Here is a 20624-nt window from a genome sequence, read left to right on the forward strand (position 1 = left end):
ACATCGGGCGGGCAGCCCTCAAGCGGCCGGCCGACCGGCCGCCGGCAGACCCGGCGGAGGCGGCCTGCGGCGCGGGCGGCGCGATCGTCACCGGCACGCCGGACGGCTCCCGGGCGCCGGTCACCCGGGCCAGGGCGTCGTCGCCGGGGCGCACCTGGACGGACTCGGGACGAATGCCGGCGGTCGACATCAGCCGGGACACGTCCCGGCGCTGCTCCGGCAGGACCAGGGTGACGACCGTGCCGGACTCCCCCGCCCGGGCGGTACGCCCACCACGGTGCAGGTAGTCCTTCGCCTCGGTGGGCGGGTCCACGTTGACCACCATGTCGAGCCCGTCGACGTGGATGCCCCGGGCCGCCACGTCGGTGGCGACCAGCGCCGTCACCTGCCCGGTGCGGAACTGCTCCAGGATCCGGGTGCGCTGCGGCTGCGACTTGCCGCCGTGCAGCGCGGCCGCGCGTACCCCCTTGGCCAGCAACTGGCGGGCGAGCCGGTCGGCGCGGTGCTTGGTGCCCATGAACAGGATGGTGCGGCCCTCGCGGGCGGCGATCCAGGTCAGCGCGGTGGGCTTGTCCACCGCGTCGACGTGCAGCACGTGGTGGGTCATCGCGGTCACCGTGGCGGTGCCCGGGTCGACCGAGTGCGAGACCGGGTTGCTGAGGAAGCGGCGCACCAGCTTGTCCACGCCGCCATCGAGGGTGGCCGAGAAGAGCATCCGCTGCCCGTTCGGGGCGACCTGCTCCAGGAGCTTGGTGACCTGCGGCAGGAAGCCCATGTCGGCCATCTGGTCGGCCTCGTCGAGCACGGTGATGCCGACCTGGTCCAGCCGGGCGTCGCCGCGGTTGATCAGGTCGTGCAGCCGGCCGGGGGTGGCCACGACCAGTTCGGCGCCGGCGCGCAGGGCGTCCGCCTGGCGTTGCAGGGAGAGCCCGCCGACGACGGTGGCGCAGCGCAGCCCGACGGCGCGGGCGTACGGGTCGAGCGCGGTGGTGACCTGCTGGGCCAGCTCACGGGTGGGCACCAGCACCAGGGCCAGCGGTCGGCCCGGGCGGGCCCGGCGGCCGGCGGTGCGGGACAGCAGGGGAAGCCCGAAGGCGAGCGTCTTGCCGGAGCCGGTGCGGCCCCGGCCGAGCACGTCCCGGCCGGCGAGCGAGTCCGGCAGGGTCGCCGACTGGATCGGGAACGGCTCGGTGATGCCCTGGGCGGTCAGCTCGGCGAGCAGCGCCGGGGCCAGCCCGGTGAGGGCGAAAGAGGGTACGACAGTGGTCATGCGGAAGCCTTCCTCGACGCGGCACGTGTCGAGGGAGGGCGCCGGAGGCGGCGCTGTCACCGGCGGACCAGCCGCGGGTGACTCACAAGCACGAACCGAAAGGGGTACGGGCCCCGGCCCGCCGCCGTTCGCCGCCTGCTCACGCAGGTCGACGGTGCGGCGGGCCGGTCCCGTCACCACACCCGGAGGGCGCGATGGGTGTTACTGGACGATCCGAAGATCAGAGCGGGCGGATGTTCTCCGCCTGCGGGCCCTTCTGGCCCTGGGTCACCTCGAACTCGACCCGCTGGTTCTCGTCCAGGCTCCGGTAGCCGGAGGACTGGATCGCCGAGAAGTGGGCGAAGACGTCGGCGCCGCCGCCGTCCGGGGTGATGAAGCCGAAGCCCTTGTCAGCGTTGAACCACTTGACGGTGCCAATAGCCATTTTTGTTTCGTCTCCTTGACGGAACGTCGAACCCGCACTTGTTGCGGGCTCGAAGAGGAGCGCGCCACGCGGAACTGCCTGGCTCGCTTGTCGCTTCTGGTCGCCCCGCCCGGAGAACTCCGGACACAACAAAGAGCGCCTGGGCCACAATCCTCCAGGCGCACACAGAGTCTCTGGGAACCATAACTGCAACGCGACCAACCTATCATGGATTCGTCCCGGCACCACCGTCTGCCGGGATTTCCGGTACGGAGGCGATCAGCGCGGTCAGCCCGTCCGCGTCGAGCAGGTCCGTCGGGCGGACCGTGACCCCGTCCCGCACGTAGTGGAACGCCGCGCCGACCCGCTCCACCGGCACGCCGGCCAGCTCCGCCCAGGCCAGCCGGTAGACCGCGAGCTGCACGGCGGCCACCTCGGCGGCGGCGCCGTCGGGCTGCCGGCCGGTCTTCCAGTCGACCACGTCGAACCGCCCGCCCGGCCGGGCGAAGACGGCGTCCATCCGCCCCCGGACCACCACTGCGGCGATCACTGTGGCGAAGGGCACCTCCACCTCGACCGGCACCCGCTCGGCCCACTCGCTGGCCAGGAAGCGCTCCTGGAGCTCGGCCAACGCCTCGTCCGGCGCCGCGTCCGCGTCCGCCGCACCCGGCAGCTCGTCCAGGTCGAGCAGCCGGTCGGCGCCGAACCGCTGCTCCAGCCAGGTGTGGAAGGCGGTGCCCCGGCGGGCGTACGGATTGGGTTCGGTGGGCACCGGGCGGCGCAGCGCGCGGGCCAGCGCCGCCGGATCCCGGCGCAGCGCCACCAACTGGGTCACCGACAGCTGGCCGGGCAGGGCCACCTCGACGGCGCCGGACTGCCGGGTCAGCTCGGCCCGCTCGGCGAGCAGCAGGTCGGCCTCCCGCCGCCACCGCGCCACGTCCGCGTCGTCGGCCGTCGGGTCCGCGCCCACCCGGGCGGTGTCGTCGTCGCCGGACGGCGCCCGTTCGGCGGTCTCGCCGCCGGGCAGCGGGCGGGCGGCCGGGTCGCCGTCGGTGAGGAAGCGGCGGACCAGGGCCGCCGCCTCGGCCAGCGCCGGCCGGCGGGCGCCCAGCGGGTCGGCCGGCCACTCGGCGCGCAGCACCACCTCGGTCGTCGGGTTGACCGCGTCGCCCGGCGGCTCCGGCGCCCACTCGTCCACCAGGTGCCCGGCGCGGGCGTCCAGGCAGGCGTCGTGCACCTCCCGCAGCAGCACCGACGGGCCGCGCGGCCGTTTGGTGCCCTCCCCCCACCAGTAGCCGGAGCAGAGCAGCAGCCGCCGGGGGCGGGTCACCGCCACGTACGCCAGCCGGCGCTCCTCCCGCTCGTCGTGCGCCCGCCAGGCGTCGGTGAAGTCCTCCAGCGCCCGGGCCACGCCCCGCTGGTCCTCGGCCTCGTCGAGGCCCAGCTCCGGCAGCCCGTCGGCATCGCCGCGCAACGGGAACGGCAGCACGCCCAGCCCGCCGAGCCAGTGGTCGGAGTTGCGCACCGGCCCCGGCCAGACGCCCCGGCTCAGCCCGGCCACCGCGACCACGTCCCACTCCAGGCCCTTCGCGGCGTGCGCGGTGAGGATCTGCACCGCCCCCTCGACCACCTCCACCTCGCCCGGCGTGAGGCCGCGCTCCTCGTCCTCGGCGGCGGCCAGGTAGGCCAGGAACCCCGACAGGGTGGCGCCCGGCGTCTCCCCGCTGAACCGGGCGGCGACGTCGCCGAGCGCGTCCAGGTGGCCCCGCGCCAGGCCGGCGTCCCCGGCCCCGTCCCGGCCGGCCCGCACCGCCACCTCCACGTCCAGGCCGATCGTCCGCTCGATGTCCGCGATCAGCTCCGGCAGGGACTGGTCCAGCCGGTAGCGCAGCAGGCCCAACTCCCGGGCGTACGCCCGCAGCCGCGCGTAGCCCTCCGCCGAGTACGCCTGCGCCGGGCCCAGGTCGGCCAGCGCCTCCACCAGGGTCGCCTCGTCGAGCAGGTCCGGGCTGATCTCCGGGGTGCCGTCGTCGGCGAGCCTGCGCCGGGCCGCCGCGATGGACTTCGCCCGGCGGTGCAGGGCCACCAGGTCACGGGGCCCGATCCGCCAGCGCGCGCCGGTCAGCAGCCGCAGCAGCGCGGCCCCGTCCGTCGGGTCGGCCAGCACCCGCAGCGTGCACACCACGTCCCGCACCTCGGGGGTGTCCAGCAGGCCGCCCAGGCCGACCACCTCGACCGGCAGGCCGCGCTCGCGCAGCGCCGACTCGATCGCCGGGATCTGGCTGCGCAGCCGCACGAGCACCGCGGTCGTGGGCCGCAGCGGCACCGGGATGTGCTCGGGCAGCACGCCGGGCATCCCGGCCGCGCCGCGCCAGGCGTGCAGCACGCTGTCGGCGATCCAGTCGGCCTCGTCGGCGTACGTCCGCAGCAGGGCGCAGTGGACGGTGCCGCCGGCGGCGCCGCGGGCGCTGCGGTGCGGGACCGGCTCCTTGACGCTCATCGCCGCGCGCAGCTCCGGCACGCGGGCGCCGGCGGCCCGCAGCGGGGTGGCCAGGGCGTTGGCGACACCGAGGATCTCGGGCCGGTTGCGCCAGCTCGTGGTGAGGCCGAGCACCTCGGCCGGCGCACCGCCGGCGCGGGCGAACTCCGTGGGGAAGCGGTCCAGGGTGCCGGCGCTCGCCCCGCGCCAGCCGTAGATCGACTGGCAGGGGTCGCCGACCGCCGTCACCGGGTGCCCGCCGCCGAAGAGCGCGTTGAGCAGCACCACCTGGGCGTGGCTGGTGTCCTGGTACTCGTCCAGCAGCACCACCCGGAACCGGTCCCGCTCGATCTCGCCGACGCCCGGATGGTCGCGGGCGACCCGGGCCGCCCGCGCGAGCTGGTCGGCGAAGTCCATCGCCTCGAAGTCCTCCTTGCGCCGGGCGTACGCGCGCACCAGCGGGAGCAGCTTCAGCCGGATCTGCTGGAGTTGCAGCGCCTTGCGCACGTCGGCGTAGACCCGGCCGGGGCGCACCTGCACCTCGGCGAAGAACCGGCCCGTCCACGCGGCCAGCGCGTCCGGGTCGACCAGGTGCTCGTCCAGCTCGCCGGCCAGCGCCAGCACCGCGTCGGTGATCGTGCTCGGCATCCGGTCCACCCCGGACATGTCGCCGTCGTAGTTGCGCACCAGCAGGTCGACCAACTGCCAGCGGGACGCCTCGGTGAGCAGCCGGGTGGACGGCTCGTAGCCCGCCCGCAGCCCGTGCTCGGTGACGATCCGGCCGGCGTACGAGTGGTAGGTGGAGACGGTCGGCTCCCCGGCCAGCGGGTCGTCGAGCGGGTCGCGCCCCCGCCGCCCGAGCCGGCGCACCAACTGGTCCAGCCGCGTACGCACCCGGTGCGCCAGCTCCCCGGCGGCCTTGCGGGTGAAGGTGAGCCCGAGCACCTGCTCCGGCCGCACGTGCGAGTTGGCGACCAGCCAGACCACCCGGGCGGCCATCGTCTCCGTCTTGCCCGACCCGGCGCCCGCGACCACCAGCAGCGGCTCGACGGGCGCGGCGATGATCGCGGCCTGTTCCCGGGTCGGCGCGGGCAGCCGCAGCAGCTTCGCCAGCTCCACCGGCGTGTAGCGGGGGCCGGCGTCGGCGACCCGGGGCGTCGGGGTCGCGCTGCTGAACAGGGCGGGCTGCGTCACTGACTAATCTCAGTTCGCGACTGCGGGGCTCGCAAGCTCACTCCTCACGCTCACGGGCGCTCCGGACGACGGGTGGTCGGCGGCTCGACCACCTGGCGGCCCTGCCCGGACACCGGGCAGCTCGTACGCACCGGGCAGACCCGGCACTTGGAGTTGGCGACCGCGGCGAAGGTGGCGGCGGCCATCGTATCCGCGGTGCGCCGTACCAGCGCGGTCGCCCAGCCGGCCTCCGGGCCCTCCCCCGCCGGCGCCTGGCTCTGCTCCTTCGCGTCCTTCGCGCCTGTGCCGAGCTGCACCAGGGCCGCGCCGCCGGACTCCTCGCCGAAGTCGGCGAAGGCCCCCGCCTCCACCGCCGCCTGGTAGGCGCCGAGCTGCGGGTGCTCGGCGAGGTCGTTGGCCGTGACGGCGGTGGACTTGCCGGTCTTCAGGTCGATGACGACCAGCCGGCCGTCCTCGTCGACCTCCAGCCGGTCCACCCGGCCGACCAGCTCGACCGGCCGGTGCGGGTCGTCGAGGCGCACCGCGAACTCGTGCTCGATGGCGAGCAGCCGGCGCGGATTCGCGGCCAGCCAGCGGAGCAGCTTGTCCACCATCGCCTCGGCGCGGCTGTGCTCCGGACCGACCATCCAGCGGGCGGCCAGCTCGATGACGTCGAACCGGGCGGCGACGTAGTCCAGCAGCGCGCCCCGGTCCGCGCTGGCGTCCTCGGCGAGCATCGCGGCGGCGTGCACCAGGTTGCCGACGCCCTGGGCGGCGCTGGCCGGCGGGCTGCCGCCGTGCCGCTCCAGCAGCCAGCGCAGGCTGCACCGCAGCGCGCTCTCCATCGCCGACGGGGTGACCCGGACCGGTTCCCCCTCGTCGACCAGCGGGCGGTCGTCGGAGAGCTGCCGCAGCCCCCACCAGTCGTCCGGGTGCGCGCCGGCCACCCCGGCGGCGGCGAGCCGGGCCAGCTCGGCAGCCGCCGCCTGCCGCCGGGCGTAGGACACGGCCGGGTCGCTGACGGCGGTACGCAGCTCCGCCACCAGCGCCGGCAGGGTCAGCGCCCGGGGCGGCCGGCTCACCGGCAACGCCCCCGGCCGATCCGGCTCCTCCGGGTCGGCGGGACCCGTCGGGCCGGTCGAATCCGGCGGGGCGGTGGGATCCGGCGGGCCGGACGGGTCCGGCGGGTCGGACGGGTCGGACGGGTCGGTCGGGTCGGTGGGGCCCAGCTCGTAGAGGAAGCGGCTCGGCTGCTCCTCGTGGTCGTCGCCGCCCACCGCGGCGGAGGCGACCGCGCTGACCAGCAGCCGTCGCCGGGCCCGGGTGACCGCGACGTGGAACAGCCGGCGCTCCTCGTCGAGCAGCGCCGAGGTCTGCCCGACCAGGGCCGCCACCACTCCCGCGCCGGCCGTCCGGCCGGCGAGCACGTCGACCAGGCGCTCCGAGCCGAGCAGGCTGCCGCGCAGGCGCAGGTCGGGCCAGACGCCCTCCTGCACCCCGGCGACCGCCACGAGATCCCACTCCAGCCCCTTCGCGGCGTGGGCGGTGAGCAGCCGTACCGCCTCCCCCCGGTCGGCGGTCGGGGCGAGGGTGTCGGCCGGCAGGTCCTGGCCGAGGACGTGGTCGAGGAAGACCTCCGTACGCGCGCCGGGCAGCCGGTCGGTGAACCGGGCCGCCGCGTCGAAGAGGACCATCACGGCGTCGAGGTCGCGGTCGGCCGCCTCGGCGCGGCGGCGCCGCGCGACGTCGCCCTCGCCGGTCACCGTCTGGCCGCGGCCGGTCGCCGCGGACCACAGCTCGGCGAGCCCGCTGGCCCGCCACACCGCCCAGAGGACGTCCTCCGCCGTGGCGCCGGGCCGCGCGGCGGACTCCCGGGCCACGGCAAGCAGACCGGCCACCGTCTGCGCCGGCTCCGCCCAGTGCCGCTCGATCCCGGCCAACCCGGCCGGGTCGCGCAGCGCCTCCACGATCAGCTCGCCCGAGGGCCGGCGGTCGCCGCCGGCCAGCGCCAGGGCGCGCAGCCCCTGCCGCAGCCGCCGCTCGGCCAGCGGATCGGCGCCGCCGAGCGACGAGTGCAGCAGTGCCACGGCGGCCTCCTCGTCGAGCCGTTCGGGCTCCAGGGCGCAGCGCAGCAGGAGCAGCAGCGGCGCGACCGCCGGTTGCAGGTGCAGCGGCAGGTCCTCGCCGTGCACGACGGTGGGCACCCCGGCGGCGTGCAGGGCACGTTGCAGCGAGGGCAGCTGCCGCCCGGTGGAGCGCACCAGCACGGCCATCTCCGACCAGGGCACGCCGCCGAGCAGGTGCGCCTCGCGCAGGGCGTGCGCCAGCCAGGCCGCCTCGCTGGTGGCCGAGCGGAAGGTGCGTACCTCGACCGCGCCGGGGGGCGCGTCGGGCAGCGGGTGCAGCCGGCGGTGCGCAGCCGGGCCGCGCAGCCGCCGCGCCAGCCGGCCGGACGCGGCGAGCAGCCGGGCACCGGCCCGGTAGGACGTGGTGAGCACCACCTGCGCCGCGGGCGCACCCGAGGCGGTGCGGAAGCGGTGCGGGAACGTCGCCACCCCCGCCGGGTCGGCGCCCCGGAACGCGTACGTGGAGGAATCCGGGTCGGCGAACGCGACCAGGGGCTTGCCGCCGCCGGCCACCGTCGCGAGCAGGTCCTGCTGGGCCGGGTCGGTGTCGGCCAGCTCGTCGACGTAGACGTACGCCAGCCGTCGGCGCTCGGCCGCGAGCAGCTCGGGGTCGTCGAGCAGCATCCCGGTGGCGGCGCGGACCAGCTCGGCCGGGTCGTACGCGACGGAGCCGCGGTTGCTGACGTCGCGCAGGGCGAGCACGGCCACGTACTCCCGCAGGAAACGCGCGGCGGCGGGCCAGTCGGCGCGGCCGAGCTTCTCGCCCAGCCGGGCCAGCTCGACGGGGCCGACGCCCCGCTCGGCGGCGCGCATCAGCAGGTCGCGCAGCTGCGCCGCGAAGGCCCGGGTGCGCAACGCGGGGCGCAGGTCCTCCGGCCAGCCGACCGGGTCGTCGTCGGGCGCCTCGCCGACCACGTCGAGCAGCTCGCGGATGATCAGATCCTGCTCCGGCCCGGTGAGCAGCCGGGGGGACGGCTCGCCGCGCTCGGCCGCCGCCCGCCGCAGCAGCCCGAAGGCGTACGCCGGAAGGGTGCGCACCAGCGGCTCGCGCAGCACGCGGTGCCCGCCCTCGGCGACGCGGGCCTCGATCCGCTGGCGCAGCGCGGTGGCGCCCCGGCGGCCGAAGGTGAGCACCAGGATCCGCTCCGGGTCGACGCCCTCGGCCACCCGCGCGGCGACGGCCTCGACCAGCGTGGCGGTCTTGCCCGTGCCGGGACCGCCGAGCACCAGCATCGGCCCGTCGGTGTGCGCCACGATCTCGACCTGGCGCGGATCGGCCAGCCGCGCCGCCCCAGGGTGCGCGTCCCCGTCGGCCGGCCCCCCGGACCGCCGCTCACCCCCGGCCGGCCCGCCGGGCCGGTGGTCCCCCCGGACCGCCTCGGCAGGCCGGCGCACCAGCCGGTACGCCTGCATCCGTCCATCCCACCACGCCGGTACGACACCCCCGCCCCGCCACCCCGCCGGGGACCAACCCACCCGCCCCCGTCAGAGGAGCTGGAGTTCCAGGGTGTCCAGTGCGGCGGGGACCGTGTCGGTCACGGTGAGCAGGCCCAGGCCGGCGGGCTTGAGGAAGGTCTGGTCGGCCAGCGCGCCCAGCCAGTCGAGCACCGGACGGTAGAAGCCGTCGGTGTCGACCAGCACCATCGGCTTGGCGTGCAGGGCCAGGGTGGCGGTCGTCCAGACCTCGAACAGCTCGTCGAGGGTGCCGAGCCCGCCCGGCAGGGTGAGGAACGCGTCCGACTTGTCGATCATGAGGGTCTTGCGGCTGGCCATCGAGTCGGTGACGAGCAACTCGTCCGACGCCAGGTCGGCGACCTCCAGGTCGACAAGCGACTGCGGGATCACCCCGACCGTCCGGCCGCCGGCGGCCCGCGCCCCGTCCGCCAGCGCGCCCATCATGCCGACGCACCCGCCGCCGCTGACGAGGGTGTGCCCGCGCCGGGCGATCTCCGCGCCCGTCTCGGCCGCGAGGTCCAGCCAGCGCTGGTCGAGCGTACGGGAGGAGGCGCAGAACACGCAGATCGCCGCCATGTCAGCGCTTCCGGTTCTCGTCGCCCGCCTCGGCGGCGGCCTGCTGGTCGGCGGCGGTGACGGCGACCGCCTCCTCGCGGACGGCCTCCTGCTCGACGTTGAGGGCGGCTTCGGCCTCCACGATGTGCCGGACCGCCGCGTCGACGTCGTCGGTCACGCAGATCAGCTCCAGGTCGACGGGGCCGATCTTCCCGTCGGCGGCCATCGTGTCGCGCAGCCAGTCGAGCAGGCCGCTCCAGTAGTCGGCGCCCATCAGCACCACGGGGAACCGGGTCACCTTGCCGGTCTGCACCAGGGTGAGCGCCTCGAAGAGCTCGTCCATGGTGCCGAACCCGCCGGGCAGCACGACGAACGCCTGGGCGTACTTGACGAACATGGTCTTGCGGGCGAAGAAGTAGCGGAAGTCGATGGCCAGGTCGACCCAGTCGTTGAGCCCCTGTTCGAAGGGGAGCTCGATGCCGAGGCCGACCGACAGCCCACCGGCCTCGCTGGCGCCCCGGTTGGCCGCCTCCATCACGCCCGGCCCGCCGCCGGTGATCACCGCGTAGCCGGCCCGGGCCAGGGCAGCGCCCACCGCCTCGGCCAGCTGGCACTCGGGGCTCTCCGGGTGGCTGCGGGCGGAACCGAACACGCTGACCGCCGAGGGCAGGTCGGCGAGGGTGTCGAAGCCCTCGACGAACTCGGAGAGGATGCGCAGCGCCCGCCAGGCGTCCTTGGTCTTCCAGTCCTCACGCCCCCGCGAATCGAGCAGGCGCTGGTCGGCGGTGCTGCCCGTCAACGCCTGCCGACGCAGCGTCACGGCCCCCCGGTGCCGTTCCTGTCCCGGCTCGCGGCCGGCCTCCCGCCCGTTGCTCTGACCCATGGGAGCAACCGTAGTGGAGCCGCACCCGCCAGGTGCACGCACCGTTAGCCGGGCCGCCGCAGGTGACGGCCAAGGCGACGAACGACACGCCCCCGGGCGGCGAACGGCACGGCCTCGGGCGGCGAACGGAGACGGGCCGGGCGACGATCGGAAATATTTTTCCGGATCTTGGGCAACTAATTCGGTCGCACGGGCGTCTTACTATTCACATACCGGGTATGCCCCGGCGCGCGCCTTCGGGGGAGGAGTCAGCGTGATCAGCAACAGCGAGATGATCCGGATCCGGCGGCAGATGCAGCGCCGCATCCGCGACGTGGTGGCCGAGCGCCGCCGCGCCCGCCTGATGGAACCGTCCACCGACCAGGGCAGCCAGACCGACGCCCGGCCCGCCGCCGACGCGTCCACCACCGTCTGACCGCACCGCCGACACCGGGAACACCGGAAGGTCCGCGTCGTCCGACGCGGACCTTCCGTCATGCGGGGGGGGGCGCCCCGCGCGGGAGCGTCAGGAGGAGGCGAGCCAGCGGCGCAGGGTGACGGCGCCCTCCCGGACCTTGCTGATCTCCACGTGCTCGTCCGGGTGGTGGGCCAGGTTGGGGTCGCCGGGGCCGAAGTTCAGCGCCGGGATGCCCATCGCGGCGAACCGGGCCACGTCCGTCCAGCCCAGCTTGCCGATCGGCGCGGCACCGACCGCGGCGAGGAACTCCTTAGCGGGTGCCGCGTCCAGCCCGGGCGGGGCACCGGCGGCCGAATCCGTGACCCGCACGTCGAAGCCGGCGAAGACCTCGCGCAGGTGCGCCTCGGCCTCGGCCGGGGTCCGGTCCGGCGCGAACCGGTAGTTGACCTCGACCTCGCACCGGTCGGGCACCACGTTGCCGGCCACGCCGCCGTGGATACGGACCGCGTTCATCCCCTCCCGGTAGTCGCAGCCGTCGATGGTCACCCGCCGCGCCTCGTAGTTGGTCAGCCGGTCGAGCACCTCGCCGGCCGCGTGGATCGCGTTCACCCCGTGCCAGGAACGGGCCGAGTGGGCGCGTACGCCGGTGGTGGTCACGACCCCGCGCATGGTGCCCTGGCACCCCGCCTCGACGATGCCGTGCGTCGGCTCCAGCAGCAGCGCGAAGTCGGCCTCCAGCCACTGCGGGTACGCGTCGGCGACCAGGAAGAGGCCGTTGTACTTCGACTCGATCTCCTCCGCCTCGTAGAAGAAGTACGTCACGTCGTAGCGCGGGTCCGGCAGGCTCACCGCCAGGTTCAGCGCGAACGCCACCCCGGACTTCATGTCCGAGGTGCCGCAGCCGTACATCAGGTCGCCGCGCATTGTCGACGGGAAGTTGTTGTTCAGCGGCACCGTGTCCAGGTGACCGGCGAGCACCACCCGCTGGTCGCGGCCCAGGTCCGTCCGCGCCATCACCGTGTTGCCGTGCCGGTACGTGGTCAGGTGCGGTACGCCCCTCAGCACCTCCTCCACGCAGTCGGCGATCGCCTTCTCGTTGAGGGACACGGACTCCATGTCGACCAGCGCGCGGGTCAGCGCCACCGGATCGGCCAGGACCTCGGGGGTCAGCGGGTTCTCCATGGTTCGCACGGTACCGTCAGATCCGGCGAGCGCGTGGAGCGAGCGTTCCGGGGCGGCCCGCGCGGGACGCGGGACGCGGAGGGCTCGCCGGCCCGCAGCACGAACGAGAGGTAGATCAGTGACGTCCGAATCCGCCTGGGGCATCGGCCTGGCCACCGTTACCGCTGACGACCAGGTGCTCGACACCTGGTATCCGACGGGCAAGCTGGGCCTCGGCGAGCTGCCGCTGGTCGCTGGCGAGGACGAGGCGGACGTGCTGGACCTGCCCCCGGGAGCGGTCGGCGACCGGGCGCTGCCCGGGCTGCGTACCGTCCAGGTGGTCACCGTGATCGGCTCGCTGGACGAGCCGATCAAGGACGCCGCCGACGCGTACCTGCGGCTGCACCTGCTCTCCCACCGCCTGGTGCGCCCCAACGAGCTCAACCTCGACGGCATCTTCGGCAAGCTGGCGAACGTGGCCTGGACCTCCGCCGGGCCGTGCCCCCCGGAGCGGGTCGACGAGCTGCGGGTCATCGAGCGGGCCGCCGGCCGCCACCTGGCCGTCCACGGGGTGGACAAGTTCCCCCGGATGACCGACTACGTGGTGCCGTCGGGCGTGCGGATCGCCGACGCCGACCGGGTGCGCCTCGGCGCGCACCTGGCGGCCGGCACCACCGTCATGCACGAGGGCTTCGTCAACTTCAACGCCGGCACGCTCGGCACCTCGATGGTCGAGGGCCGGATCGTGCAGGGCGTGGTGGTCGGCGACGGCTCCGACATCGGCGGTGGCGCCTCGATCATGGGCACCCTCTCCGGCGGCGGCACCGACCGGGTCCGCATCGGCGAGCGCAGCCTGGTCGGCGCGAACGCCGGCGTGGGCATCTCGCTCGGCGACGACTGCGTGGTGGAGGCCGGCTGCTACATCACCGCCGCCTCCAAGATCACCTTGCCGGACGGCCGGGTGGTCAAGGCCCGCGAGCTGTCCGGGGTGGACAACCTGCTGTTCTGGCGCAACTCGGTCACCGGTGCGCTGGAGGCGAAGCAGCGCAGCGGCAGGGGCATCGAGCTGAACGCCGCGCTGCACGCCAACGACTGACGGTCGCCCCGCCGGGCCCGCGGTCGGCCGCGGACCCGGCGGGGGTACGCCTCAGCGCAGGCGGTACGCCTGGATGACGCGCTGGGTGACCGTGTTGCCGGCGGTGTCCCGGGCGGTGGCCCGCAGCGAGACGTGTCCGGTGCCGGCCGGGTGCTGCACAGTGGCCGTCCAGCCGTCCCCGCCGCCACGGATCCGGGCCCGCTGCCAGGTCTTCCCGCCGTCGTAGGAGACGTCGACGGTCAACGCGGCGACCCGGGCCGGGGGCGCGCCCGGCTGCCGCTGCACCGTCACCGGGATCGCGAAGCTCCGGCCCGCCGGGGCGGCGTTGTCCCGGTCCAGTCGGGGCGCGAACCGGATCGCCGACGCCGGCAGCGCGGCCGGGTCGTCCCCGGCGACGTGCCGGGACCGGAACGTCCAGGTGGCCGACACCTCGGTCGAGAGGTCGGTGAAGCTCCGCTTCGACGAGGTCTCCAGCCGGTAGTCGGCCGCGCCCGGCGGCACGTCGAACCCGCCGTACGCCGGCTCCTCGTGCTCCCCTACCAGCTTCCCGTTGCGGTAGAGGGCGGTGCGGGCGGTGTCGGCGACCGAGCCGCCGGGGTGCCCCTCGGCGTCACTGTGCAGCGGCAGGCCCACCTCGATACGGTCGCCCCGGCGGACGATCCCCGCCTCCGGGAACGACGGCCCGTACGGCGCGGTGTTCCAGCTCTCCCGGTAGTGCCGCCCGGGGCGCAGGCTCCGCTCCTCGGAGAAGAGGATCGCCTTGAGGTCGGCCCAGCCATCCGGGGTCGGCGCTCCGAAGAGCAGTTCGGACGACCAGCGCACACCCCGGCTGTTGTAGTGCTCGACCCGCTGTCCCGGCGTGGCGGTGGGCACGACGACCGCCCAGCCGCCGAGGTCGGGATCCCGGTGGGGGAAGACCACCCGCTCGGTGACCAGACCGGGGCTGCCGCCGTTGAACCGATGGGTGATCGTGGCCAGGTCCTTCGTGCGGTAGTGCCGGACGAAGCCGGTCGGCATCCGGCCCGGCATGGCCTCGTTGAGGGCGTAGAGGTAGGGACTGCTCGCCGCTTCCAGGTCGGCCCACTGGCTGCTGACCGTGGCGACGAACCCTTCCGCGGGCACCGGTTGCCCGAGCCCGGCGGTGAAGAGACTGTCGAAGTCGGAGTCCAGCAGGCCGAAAGAGTAGCCGCCCGCCTCGGCGAGGAAGTTCGCCTCGGTGACGACGAGCGCCGGGGTGGCCGAGCGCTGCGGGACGCTCATCCTGACCGGCTTGCCCCGTCGGGCGTCGAGGGTGATCCGCGTGTCCCCGCCGACCACCAGCTCCGGCTGGACGAGCTGGGTGGCCGCGGTGACCTCGTCGCCGTCCACCTCGAACACGTAGCTGACCAGCCCGTACCGGCCCTTGGGGACCCGCACCTCGGCGGTGCCGTCCGGGTCGTACAGGTCGTACGGGTCCAGCTCGTCCAGGGAGACCAGCGTGGTGCTGTGCTCCCCGGTGGGCACGCCGGCGCGGTTCAGGTGCCGGGCGGTCACCGTGTAGCTCTCCACCTCCCGGTGCACCGCCAGCGGGATGCCCGCCGGGAAGTTGTCGCCGCGGACCACGATCCGGCCGGTGTAGTGGCCGTCCGGGCCGTCGACACGGGTGTTGGCGGTGACGGTGGTGCGCGCCGTGCCGCCAGCCGGCACGCTGATCCGGGTCGCGCCGAGAGTGAACATGCCGGCCGGGGCCGGCCTGCCGTCCGGGCCGGTCGCCTCGACGGCCAACTCCAGGTCGGTCGCGGTCCCGCTGTCGTTGCGCCAGGTCACCGTGCGGGTCACCGGGGCGTCGTCGCCGTGCGGCCAGAGCGTCCGCCCGAACGACACGCTCGGCGGGTCGTTGGTCAGCGACTGCCAGGTCGCCTTGGCCAGGTCGACCCGCCCGGCTCCCTGCTCGTATGCGGTCAGCTCGGGATCCGGCTTCGCCGAGGACATCAGGAGTGCCTTGATCTCGCCGGCCTTGGAGCCGGGCCGCATCTGGGCCATCAGCGCCGCCGCGCCGCTGACGTGCGGGGCCGCCATCGAGGTGCCCGACATCGCCACGTACCCGGTCCCGGCCGGGTCGCCGATCACCCCGTCGCGGCTGCGCGCCGCCACGATCCCCACCCCCGGGGCGGTGATGTCCGGCTTCAGCGCGTCGTCACCGGTGCGGGGACCACGGCTGGAGAAGTCGGCGAGGCTGTCGTCCCGGTCGACGGCGCCCACCGAGAGGGCGGCGTCGGCCGTGCTGGGGGAACTGACCGGCGCGAACCGGCCGGAGTTGCCGGCGCTGATCACGAACAGGGCGCCGGTCTGCGCGGTGAGCGTGTTGACGGCCGCCTCCAGCGGGTCGACCTCCGGGGTGTCGAAGCCGCCGAGACTGAGGTTGATCACGTGGGCCCGCTGCTCGACCGCGGCCCACTGCATGCCGGCGAGGATCGCCGACTCCGGGCAGCCGTACGTCTCGCAGACCTTGCCGTCGAGAAGTGTCGCGTCCGGGGCCACGCCCTGCATCCGGCCGCCGGAGGCGGCGCCGCTGCCGGCGATGGTCGAGGCGACGTGGGTGCCGTGCCCGACGATGTCGCCCGGCGCGGACTCCTCGGTGAAGTTGCGCGTCTGGGCCACCCGGCCGGCCAGGTCCGGGTGCGTGGCGTCGATCCCGGTGTCCAGCACGGCGACCCGCACGCCCCGGCCGGTGTAGCCGGCCCGGTATGCCTCCGGCGCGCCGATCTGCGGCACGCTGCGGTCGAGCGTGAGCTGCCGCCGGCCGTCGAGCCAGATCCGGTCGGCACCCCCTGCCGCGCCGACCTTCGCACCGGCGGCGGTGACCGCCGCCCAGACCTCGGCGGCCCGCCGCTTGCTCGCCGTGGCGGCGAGCCCGCCGGCGGCGGGCAGCTCACGGGTGACCGTCACCCCGGCGGGCACGGCGGAGCGCCGGGCCGCGCCGGCACTGCCGGTGATCAGCAGGGGCAGGTCGTCACGCCGGGCGTCGTCGTAGCCGGCGGCGACCAGTTCGGTGACGTCGAACAGCCGCCGGTCGATCCGCCCGTCCCGGATGGGCGCCACGGCGTCCTCGGGTACGACGGAGACGTGCCCCCGCTCCCGTCGGGTCAGGAAGCGGACGTCCTCGCGCCCGGGTGCGGGTCGCACACTGGCCCGGGTCCCGCTGACGGTGACCCGGTCGCCGGTGAGCAGGGTGACGGTGACCGGGCGGCTGGCGTCACCCACCCGGGACGGCGGGGCCGCGTCGGGACGGACTGTCGGTTCGGTGGGCTTCTGGGCGACGGCCATGCCGGGGGCGCCGAGCACCATGCCGAGCACCAGACCGAGACCAACCAGTTTTCTTCTTCGCTGCAACGGATCCTCCTCGTCGGGCGTTACTACCTGTAGGGAGAGACGCATTGACAGTCATCAGAGTTGCATACCGAGTATGCAAAATGAAGTCCTAAAATTGACGGACCAGCCAACGAACGGGCCCGATCGTCGGCGATGATCGACCGGTGACATCCATGAAGGAACGCATGCTCGCCGGCGAGCCCTACATCGCCGACGATCCGGAGATCGCCGCCGACCTGGACCGGGCCGCGCGGCTGATGGAAGCCTTCAACACCAGTCCGGCCGCCGACCCCGAGGCCCGGCTCGCGGCCCTGCGCGACCTGCTCGGCGAGCTGGGCGAGGGCGCCTACGTCCGGCCACCGCTCTACGTCGACTACGGCTGGCAGGTCCGGATCGGGCCGCGCAGCTTCGTCAACTTCAACGCGGTCCTCCTCGACGTCGCCCCGATCACCATCGGCGCCGACGTCCAGATCGGACCGAACGTGCAGCTGCTCACCCCCACCCACCCCGTCGAACCCGGGCCCCGCCGCGACAAGTGGGAGGGGGCCAAGCCCATCACCATCGGCGACAACGTCTGGCTCGGCGGTGGGGCCATCGTGCTCGCCGGCGTCACCGTCGGGGAGAACACGGTCGTCGGCGCAGGCGCCGTGGTGACGAAGGACCTGCCGGCGAACGTGGTCGCCGTGGGCAACCCGGCCCGCGTCGTACGCCAGCTCGACTGACAGCGTCAGTCCGCCGGACAGCCTGCCGAGGGCCGACCCGTCAGAGCGGCGGCGGCTCGGCGAGCCGGACGACCAGGTCGGCGCGGTGCGCGGTGCCGGCCACCAGGGCGGCGTTGGCCTCGTCGCTGCCCGTCGCCCACGCCCGGGCCTGTTCCGCCGACCGCCCGTACGACTCGTGCCGGGTGGTCAGCCGGCGCAGCCGCAGCTCGGCGTCCAGGTCGAGGAACCACGCCTCGTGCAGCAGCGGCCGTATCTCGTCCCAGGGCGTGGCGGCCACCAGCAGGTAGTTGCCCTCGGTGACCACCAGCCGCACCGACGGCGGCACCTCGATCGACCCGGCCACCGGCTCCTCCAGGTCCCGGCGGAACGCCGGCGCGTAGACCGCCGTCGGTTCCAGCCGGTGCAGGCGGCGCAGCAGCGAGACGTAGCCGTTGGCATCGAAGGTGTCGACTGCACCCTTGCGCTCCGCCCGGCCCAACCGGCGCAGCTCGGCCTGCGCGAGGTGGAAGCCGTCCATCGGCACCAGCCGGGCGGTGGGGCCGACCGCCTCGACGATCCGCTCCGCCAGCGTCGACTTGCCCGCGCCGGGCGCCCCGGCGATGCCGAGCAGCTGCCGCGGGCCGGCCCCGGCGAGGGCCCGCGCCCGCGCCACCAGCTCGTCGGTGCCGACGACCCGGGCGCCGGCCATCAGCCGAGTACCGGCTCGCTGATCGCGAACCGCGCCTGCACCGCGGCGTGCACGGTCTGCGGCTGCGGGTCGAGTTCCAGCTCCGGCGGGCCGCTCTCCGCGCTGTCGCCCATCGCGTACGCCATCCGGCTCATCATCGGCTGCTCCGCCGCGCCCGCGTCGGCCAGCTCGATCAGGGCGGTCACGCGGGCGCCGAGGGCCTCCGCGTACTCGCGGGCGCGCAGCAGGGCGTCGGCGAGCGCGGCGTGCCGGGCCTCACGGTGGGCCGGGCTGTCCGGCCGCAGCGACCACCACGGCCCGGCCACCTCGATCTGGTCCTGGTCGGCGAGGCGCAGCATCAGCTCGCCGAGCGCGGTGAAGTCGCTGACCGTCACGGTGGTGGTCACGCTGCCGCTGTACGCCACCACCCGCTCGCCGGAGCGCCGGGTCTCCGGCCTGACCTGGAGCTCGCCGGTCTCCCGCCGGTCGATGCCGGGGCCCTCGCCGTCGAGCAGCACCCGGACGGCGGCGGCCCGCTCGGCCAGCCGAGTCAGGGTGGCCTCGCGGTCCCGGTCGCGCGCCCTGGCCGTCACCGTGAACCGGGCGATCTCCGGAGCCACCTCCCGGTACGCCTCGCCGCGCACCGCCACCACCGGCCCGTCCACCATGCCCTCACCCTAACGGCATGCCCGTCCGCCGTCGCCTGCTCGCACGATGCCGTAAGGGCCTGGGTCTCGCCGCTCAGGCCGGTGCGGTATTCGCCGGGAGGTGTGCGATGTACGAGACCGTGCCGGCACGGACACGGCACCCACTCAGGTATCCGCCGGCCGCCCCGAGTCCCCACAGGTAGGCGACCTCCGCAGCGACGTCGCCGGCAACGGAGGAGTTGTGCTCCCGCGCGACGAACCGGCGCCCGGACAACGCGGCCCGCGCCGACGCCGCCTTCCGGTACTGCAAGGCGAGCGCCTCGACGTCGTTCGCCCGAACCGCCTCGGCAAGACCTTCGAGGAACGCGGTGACCCGAGCCAGTTCCTCGATCACGCGCTCCCGGTTACTGAGCAGCATGTTGGCGGTGCGCTCGGCGGGTGCGGCAGCGACCCGGCTGCCATCACGGAAGCTGCCGGCGGCCAGACCCAGGACTGCGTCGCGCAGGGGCGCCTCCTGCACCGCCCCCGCCAGCGCGCCAGCCAGCAGGTGCGGCACGTGCGAGGAGAGCGCGACCACCGTGTCGTGCTGTGCCGGTGACATCGGCACCAACCTGGCCCCGAACGCCTCGATGATCAGCGGAGCGAGCCGACGGAACGCCGCCATCCCGGACGGGGCCGGGCAGAGCACCCAGGCGGCCCGGTCGAGCAGCGCCGCGCTTGCCGAAGTGATGCCGGCCCGGTCCGCGCCGGCCATCGGATGTCCAGGGACGAACCGATGCCCGAAGCCCTGCGCGGTGGCGAAGGCGGCCAACTCCAACTTCGTGCTGCCGACGTCGGTCAGTACGCATTCCTCGGCAGTGGCGACACCCACCCGGCACAGCATTTCAGGCAGGGTGGGCAGCGGGCCGCAGAGGAAGACGACATCGCGGCTCGTGACCGCCTCCTCGACGGTGTCCGGGCAGGCAAAGCCCTGTTCCTGGAGGTGTCTCCGGGTTGTCGGATCCGGATCCCACGCGGTCACATCGAGCCCAGCGTCACGCAGCCGGAGCAGGACCGAGCCGCCGATCAGACCGGTGCCGACCACCGCAGCCCGTGCCATGCCACCGATCCCGTGCACCATCGGCCACCCCGGCGTTCACGTTGGGCACGGGGCACGCCCACCCCGCGTCGATCCGGGCCGAGGATATCGCCCGGTCCGATCAGTCTCAGCTTCCGGTCACCCAGTTCCGCCACTGTAGGAACGGGGTGCCCGGGTCGTCACCGTCGAGGTACGCCCAGGGCAACCGGGTCACCAAGTCGCCGACGATCCGGAACTGTTCAGCCGCCGCAGGCCGGTCACCACCCAGTGCGAAGCACATCGCGAAGTTGTTGTGCGGTGCGGGCCAGCCCGGGTACCGCCCGTGCTCGGCGTGGCGCACCGAACGATCTGCGGCCAGGTGCAGTTCGTCGAGCACCTCCGGCTGTTCCAGGTACTGATCGTCTTCGCCCTCCGGCAGCCTGAGCCACATCTCCAGATGTGCCATCGCCACGAGGTGTGCCAGCCCCGTGCCGGGCGGTGCCTCCTCCGCCACGGCACGGGCGAAGCCGAACATCTCCTCGTGGCTGCCGAACCACTTCGCGCACCGGTACTGGAGCATCTGGACATGCGCCAGCCGGTGCCAGGGGTGCCTCGCCACCACCTCGTCGAACCGCCGCTGCGCTTCCTTCCGGTCCACCTGTAGTCCGCGTGCGGAAGTGACCAGGAACGCTCGGGCAGTCGTGTCGTCAGGGTCCCGCGCGGCCACCTCTCTGAGGCATTCCTCGGCCAGCGCCAGCCGCAGATGGAACTCCCGGAACTGGTCCCGGCTGGTCTGGGAGGCCGACGCGCCGCCACGCGCCTCCCACGCCCAGTCCACCGCGTGCGTTCCGCGCACCAACAGGGGGAGGGTGGATCGTGGCTCGGCGTCCAGCCACTCGCCGATCCAGTCCTGCACGTTCGGCACGCGGCAGGCAGCCCAGAGGCAGAAGGCGTGGTGATCCGGGTCTGTGACCGGGATCAGCACGTCCCGCGCGGTCCGCCAGTCCTGCCGTCGCAGTGCCTCGCACAGCGCCTGGGCGGTGGGGTCACCCATCGCCCAATCCACCGACGGCACCAACTCTTGCCGCCGTGTCCTACGCCGAAGCACCCGCATGTCGTTGTGTCCCTCTCGCCGCAGCACCGCCGCAGATCGTAGAGGTCCATCTGTGGCCACGAAAGAGC

15 protein-coding genes are annotated in these 20624 nt (G+C 74.5%); 3 read left to right on the forward strand and 12 right to left on the reverse strand.

All coding sequences use genetic code 11. From position 1 onward, the window contains the following. From AB0B83_RS09645 to AB0B83_RS09670, 6 genes are all read right to left on the reverse strand, one after another. On the reverse strand, window positions 1-1270 hold a 1270-nt coding region (locus AB0B83_RS09645; RefSeq protein WP_357577790.1), incomplete at its 3' end, for a DEAD/DEAH box helicase. 220 nt (window positions 1271-1490) lie between these two features. Next, on the reverse strand, window positions 1491-1694 hold the full coding sequence (locus AB0B83_RS09650; RefSeq protein WP_007464836.1) for a cold-shock protein: 204 nt from the start codon (window positions 1692-1694) through the stop codon (window positions 1491-1493). Window positions 1695-1899: 205 nt separating this feature from the next. Further along, window positions 1900-5346, reverse strand: coding sequence for an ATP-dependent DNA helicase (locus tag AB0B83_RS09655; RefSeq protein WP_357577791.1), 3447 nt, complete (start codon window positions 5344-5346; stop codon window positions 1900-1902). 50 nt (window positions 5347-5396) lie between these two features. Further along, the gene (locus AB0B83_RS09660; RefSeq protein ID WP_357577792.1) at window positions 5397-8864 is read right to left on the reverse strand and encodes an ATP-dependent DNA helicase; all 3468 of its coding nucleotides are present in this window, start codon (window positions 8862-8864) and stop codon (window positions 5397-5399) included. Between the two features lie 72 nt (window positions 8865-8936). Beyond that, window positions 8937-9482 (reverse strand): TIGR00730 family Rossman fold protein, encoded by a 546-nt coding sequence (locus tag AB0B83_RS09665; RefSeq protein ID WP_132231057.1) that lies wholly within the window; start codon window positions 9480-9482, stop codon window positions 8937-8939. Between the two features lies 1 nt (window position 9483). Then, entirely contained in the window at window positions 9484-10344 is an 861-nt protein-coding gene (locus AB0B83_RS09670) for a TIGR00730 family Rossman fold protein (RefSeq protein ID WP_357577793.1), read from the reverse strand. A 253-nt stretch (window positions 10345-10597) separates the two neighbouring features. Between AB0B83_RS09670 and AB0B83_RS09675 the strand changes: the two genes are divergently transcribed. Next, the gene (locus tag AB0B83_RS09675) at window positions 10598-10759 is read left to right on the forward strand and encodes a hypothetical protein (protein WP_311414872.1); all 162 of its coding nucleotides are present in this window, start codon (window positions 10598-10600) and stop codon (window positions 10757-10759) included. Between the two features lie 90 nt (window positions 10760-10849). Here AB0B83_RS09675 and dapE read toward each other — a convergent pair whose 3' ends face one another. Continuing rightward, window positions 10850-11923 carry a succinyl-diaminopimelate desuccinylase gene (dapE, locus tag AB0B83_RS09680; protein ID WP_357577794.1) on the reverse strand — a complete coding sequence of 358 codons (1074 nt, stop codon included), beginning with the start codon at window positions 11921-11923 and terminating at the stop codon, window positions 10850-10852. Window positions 11924-12041: 118 nt separating this feature from the next. On the opposite strand from dapE, the gene dapD reads away from it, so the two are divergent. Next, the gene (gene dapD, locus AB0B83_RS09685) at window positions 12042-12998 is read left to right on the forward strand and encodes a 2,3,4,5-tetrahydropyridine-2,6-dicarboxylate N-succinyltransferase (RefSeq protein WP_357577795.1); all 957 of its coding nucleotides are present in this window, start codon (window positions 12042-12044) and stop codon (window positions 12996-12998) included. Window positions 12999-13049: 51 nt separating this feature from the next. Here the strand turns inward: dapD and AB0B83_RS09690 are convergent, their stop codons facing one another. Then, the gene (locus AB0B83_RS09690) at window positions 13050-16415 is read right to left on the reverse strand and encodes a S8 family serine peptidase (RefSeq protein ID WP_357577796.1); all 3366 of its coding nucleotides are present in this window, start codon (window positions 16413-16415) and stop codon (window positions 13050-13052) included. A 98-nt stretch (window positions 16416-16513) separates the two neighbouring features. Here AB0B83_RS09690 and AB0B83_RS09695 point away from each other — a divergent pair, with 98 nt between their 5' ends. Continuing rightward, the gene (locus AB0B83_RS09695) at window positions 16514-17071 is read left to right on the forward strand and encodes a sugar O-acetyltransferase (RefSeq protein WP_357577797.1); all 558 of its coding nucleotides are present in this window, start codon (window positions 16514-16516) and stop codon (window positions 17069-17071) included. 40 nt (window positions 17072-17111) lie between these two features. On the opposite strand, the gene AB0B83_RS09700 is transcribed toward AB0B83_RS09695, so the two are convergent. The 4 genes from AB0B83_RS09700 to AB0B83_RS09715 form a co-directional block, all read right to left on the reverse strand. After that, on the reverse strand, window positions 17112-17759 hold the full coding sequence (locus AB0B83_RS09700; RefSeq protein ID WP_357577798.1) for a nucleoside/nucleotide kinase family protein: 648 nt from the start codon (window positions 17757-17759) through the stop codon (window positions 17112-17114). After that, entirely contained in the window at window positions 17759-18406 is a 648-nt protein-coding gene (locus AB0B83_RS09705; protein ID WP_357577799.1) for an SIMPL domain-containing protein, read from the reverse strand. Before AB0B83_RS09705 ends, AB0B83_RS09700 begins: the two co-directional genes overlap by 1 nt. A 73-nt stretch (window positions 18407-18479) precedes the next feature. Then, window positions 18480-19505, reverse strand: coding sequence for a prephenate dehydrogenase/arogenate dehydrogenase family protein (locus tag AB0B83_RS09710; RefSeq protein WP_357577800.1), 1026 nt, complete (start codon window positions 19503-19505; stop codon window positions 18480-18482). Window positions 19506-19590: 85 nt separating this feature from the next. Continuing rightward, window positions 19591-20583, reverse strand: coding sequence for a DUF4034 domain-containing protein (locus tag AB0B83_RS09715; RefSeq protein ID WP_357577801.1), 993 nt, complete (start codon window positions 20581-20583; stop codon window positions 19591-19593). Window positions 20584-20624: the final 41 nt, after the last annotated feature.

It is taken from the genome of Micromonospora sp. NPDC049060 (assembly GCF_040649055.1).
In the GTDB taxonomy this organism is placed as follows: Bacteria; Actinomycetota; Actinomycetes; order Mycobacteriales; family Micromonosporaceae; genus Micromonospora; species Micromonospora reichwaldensis.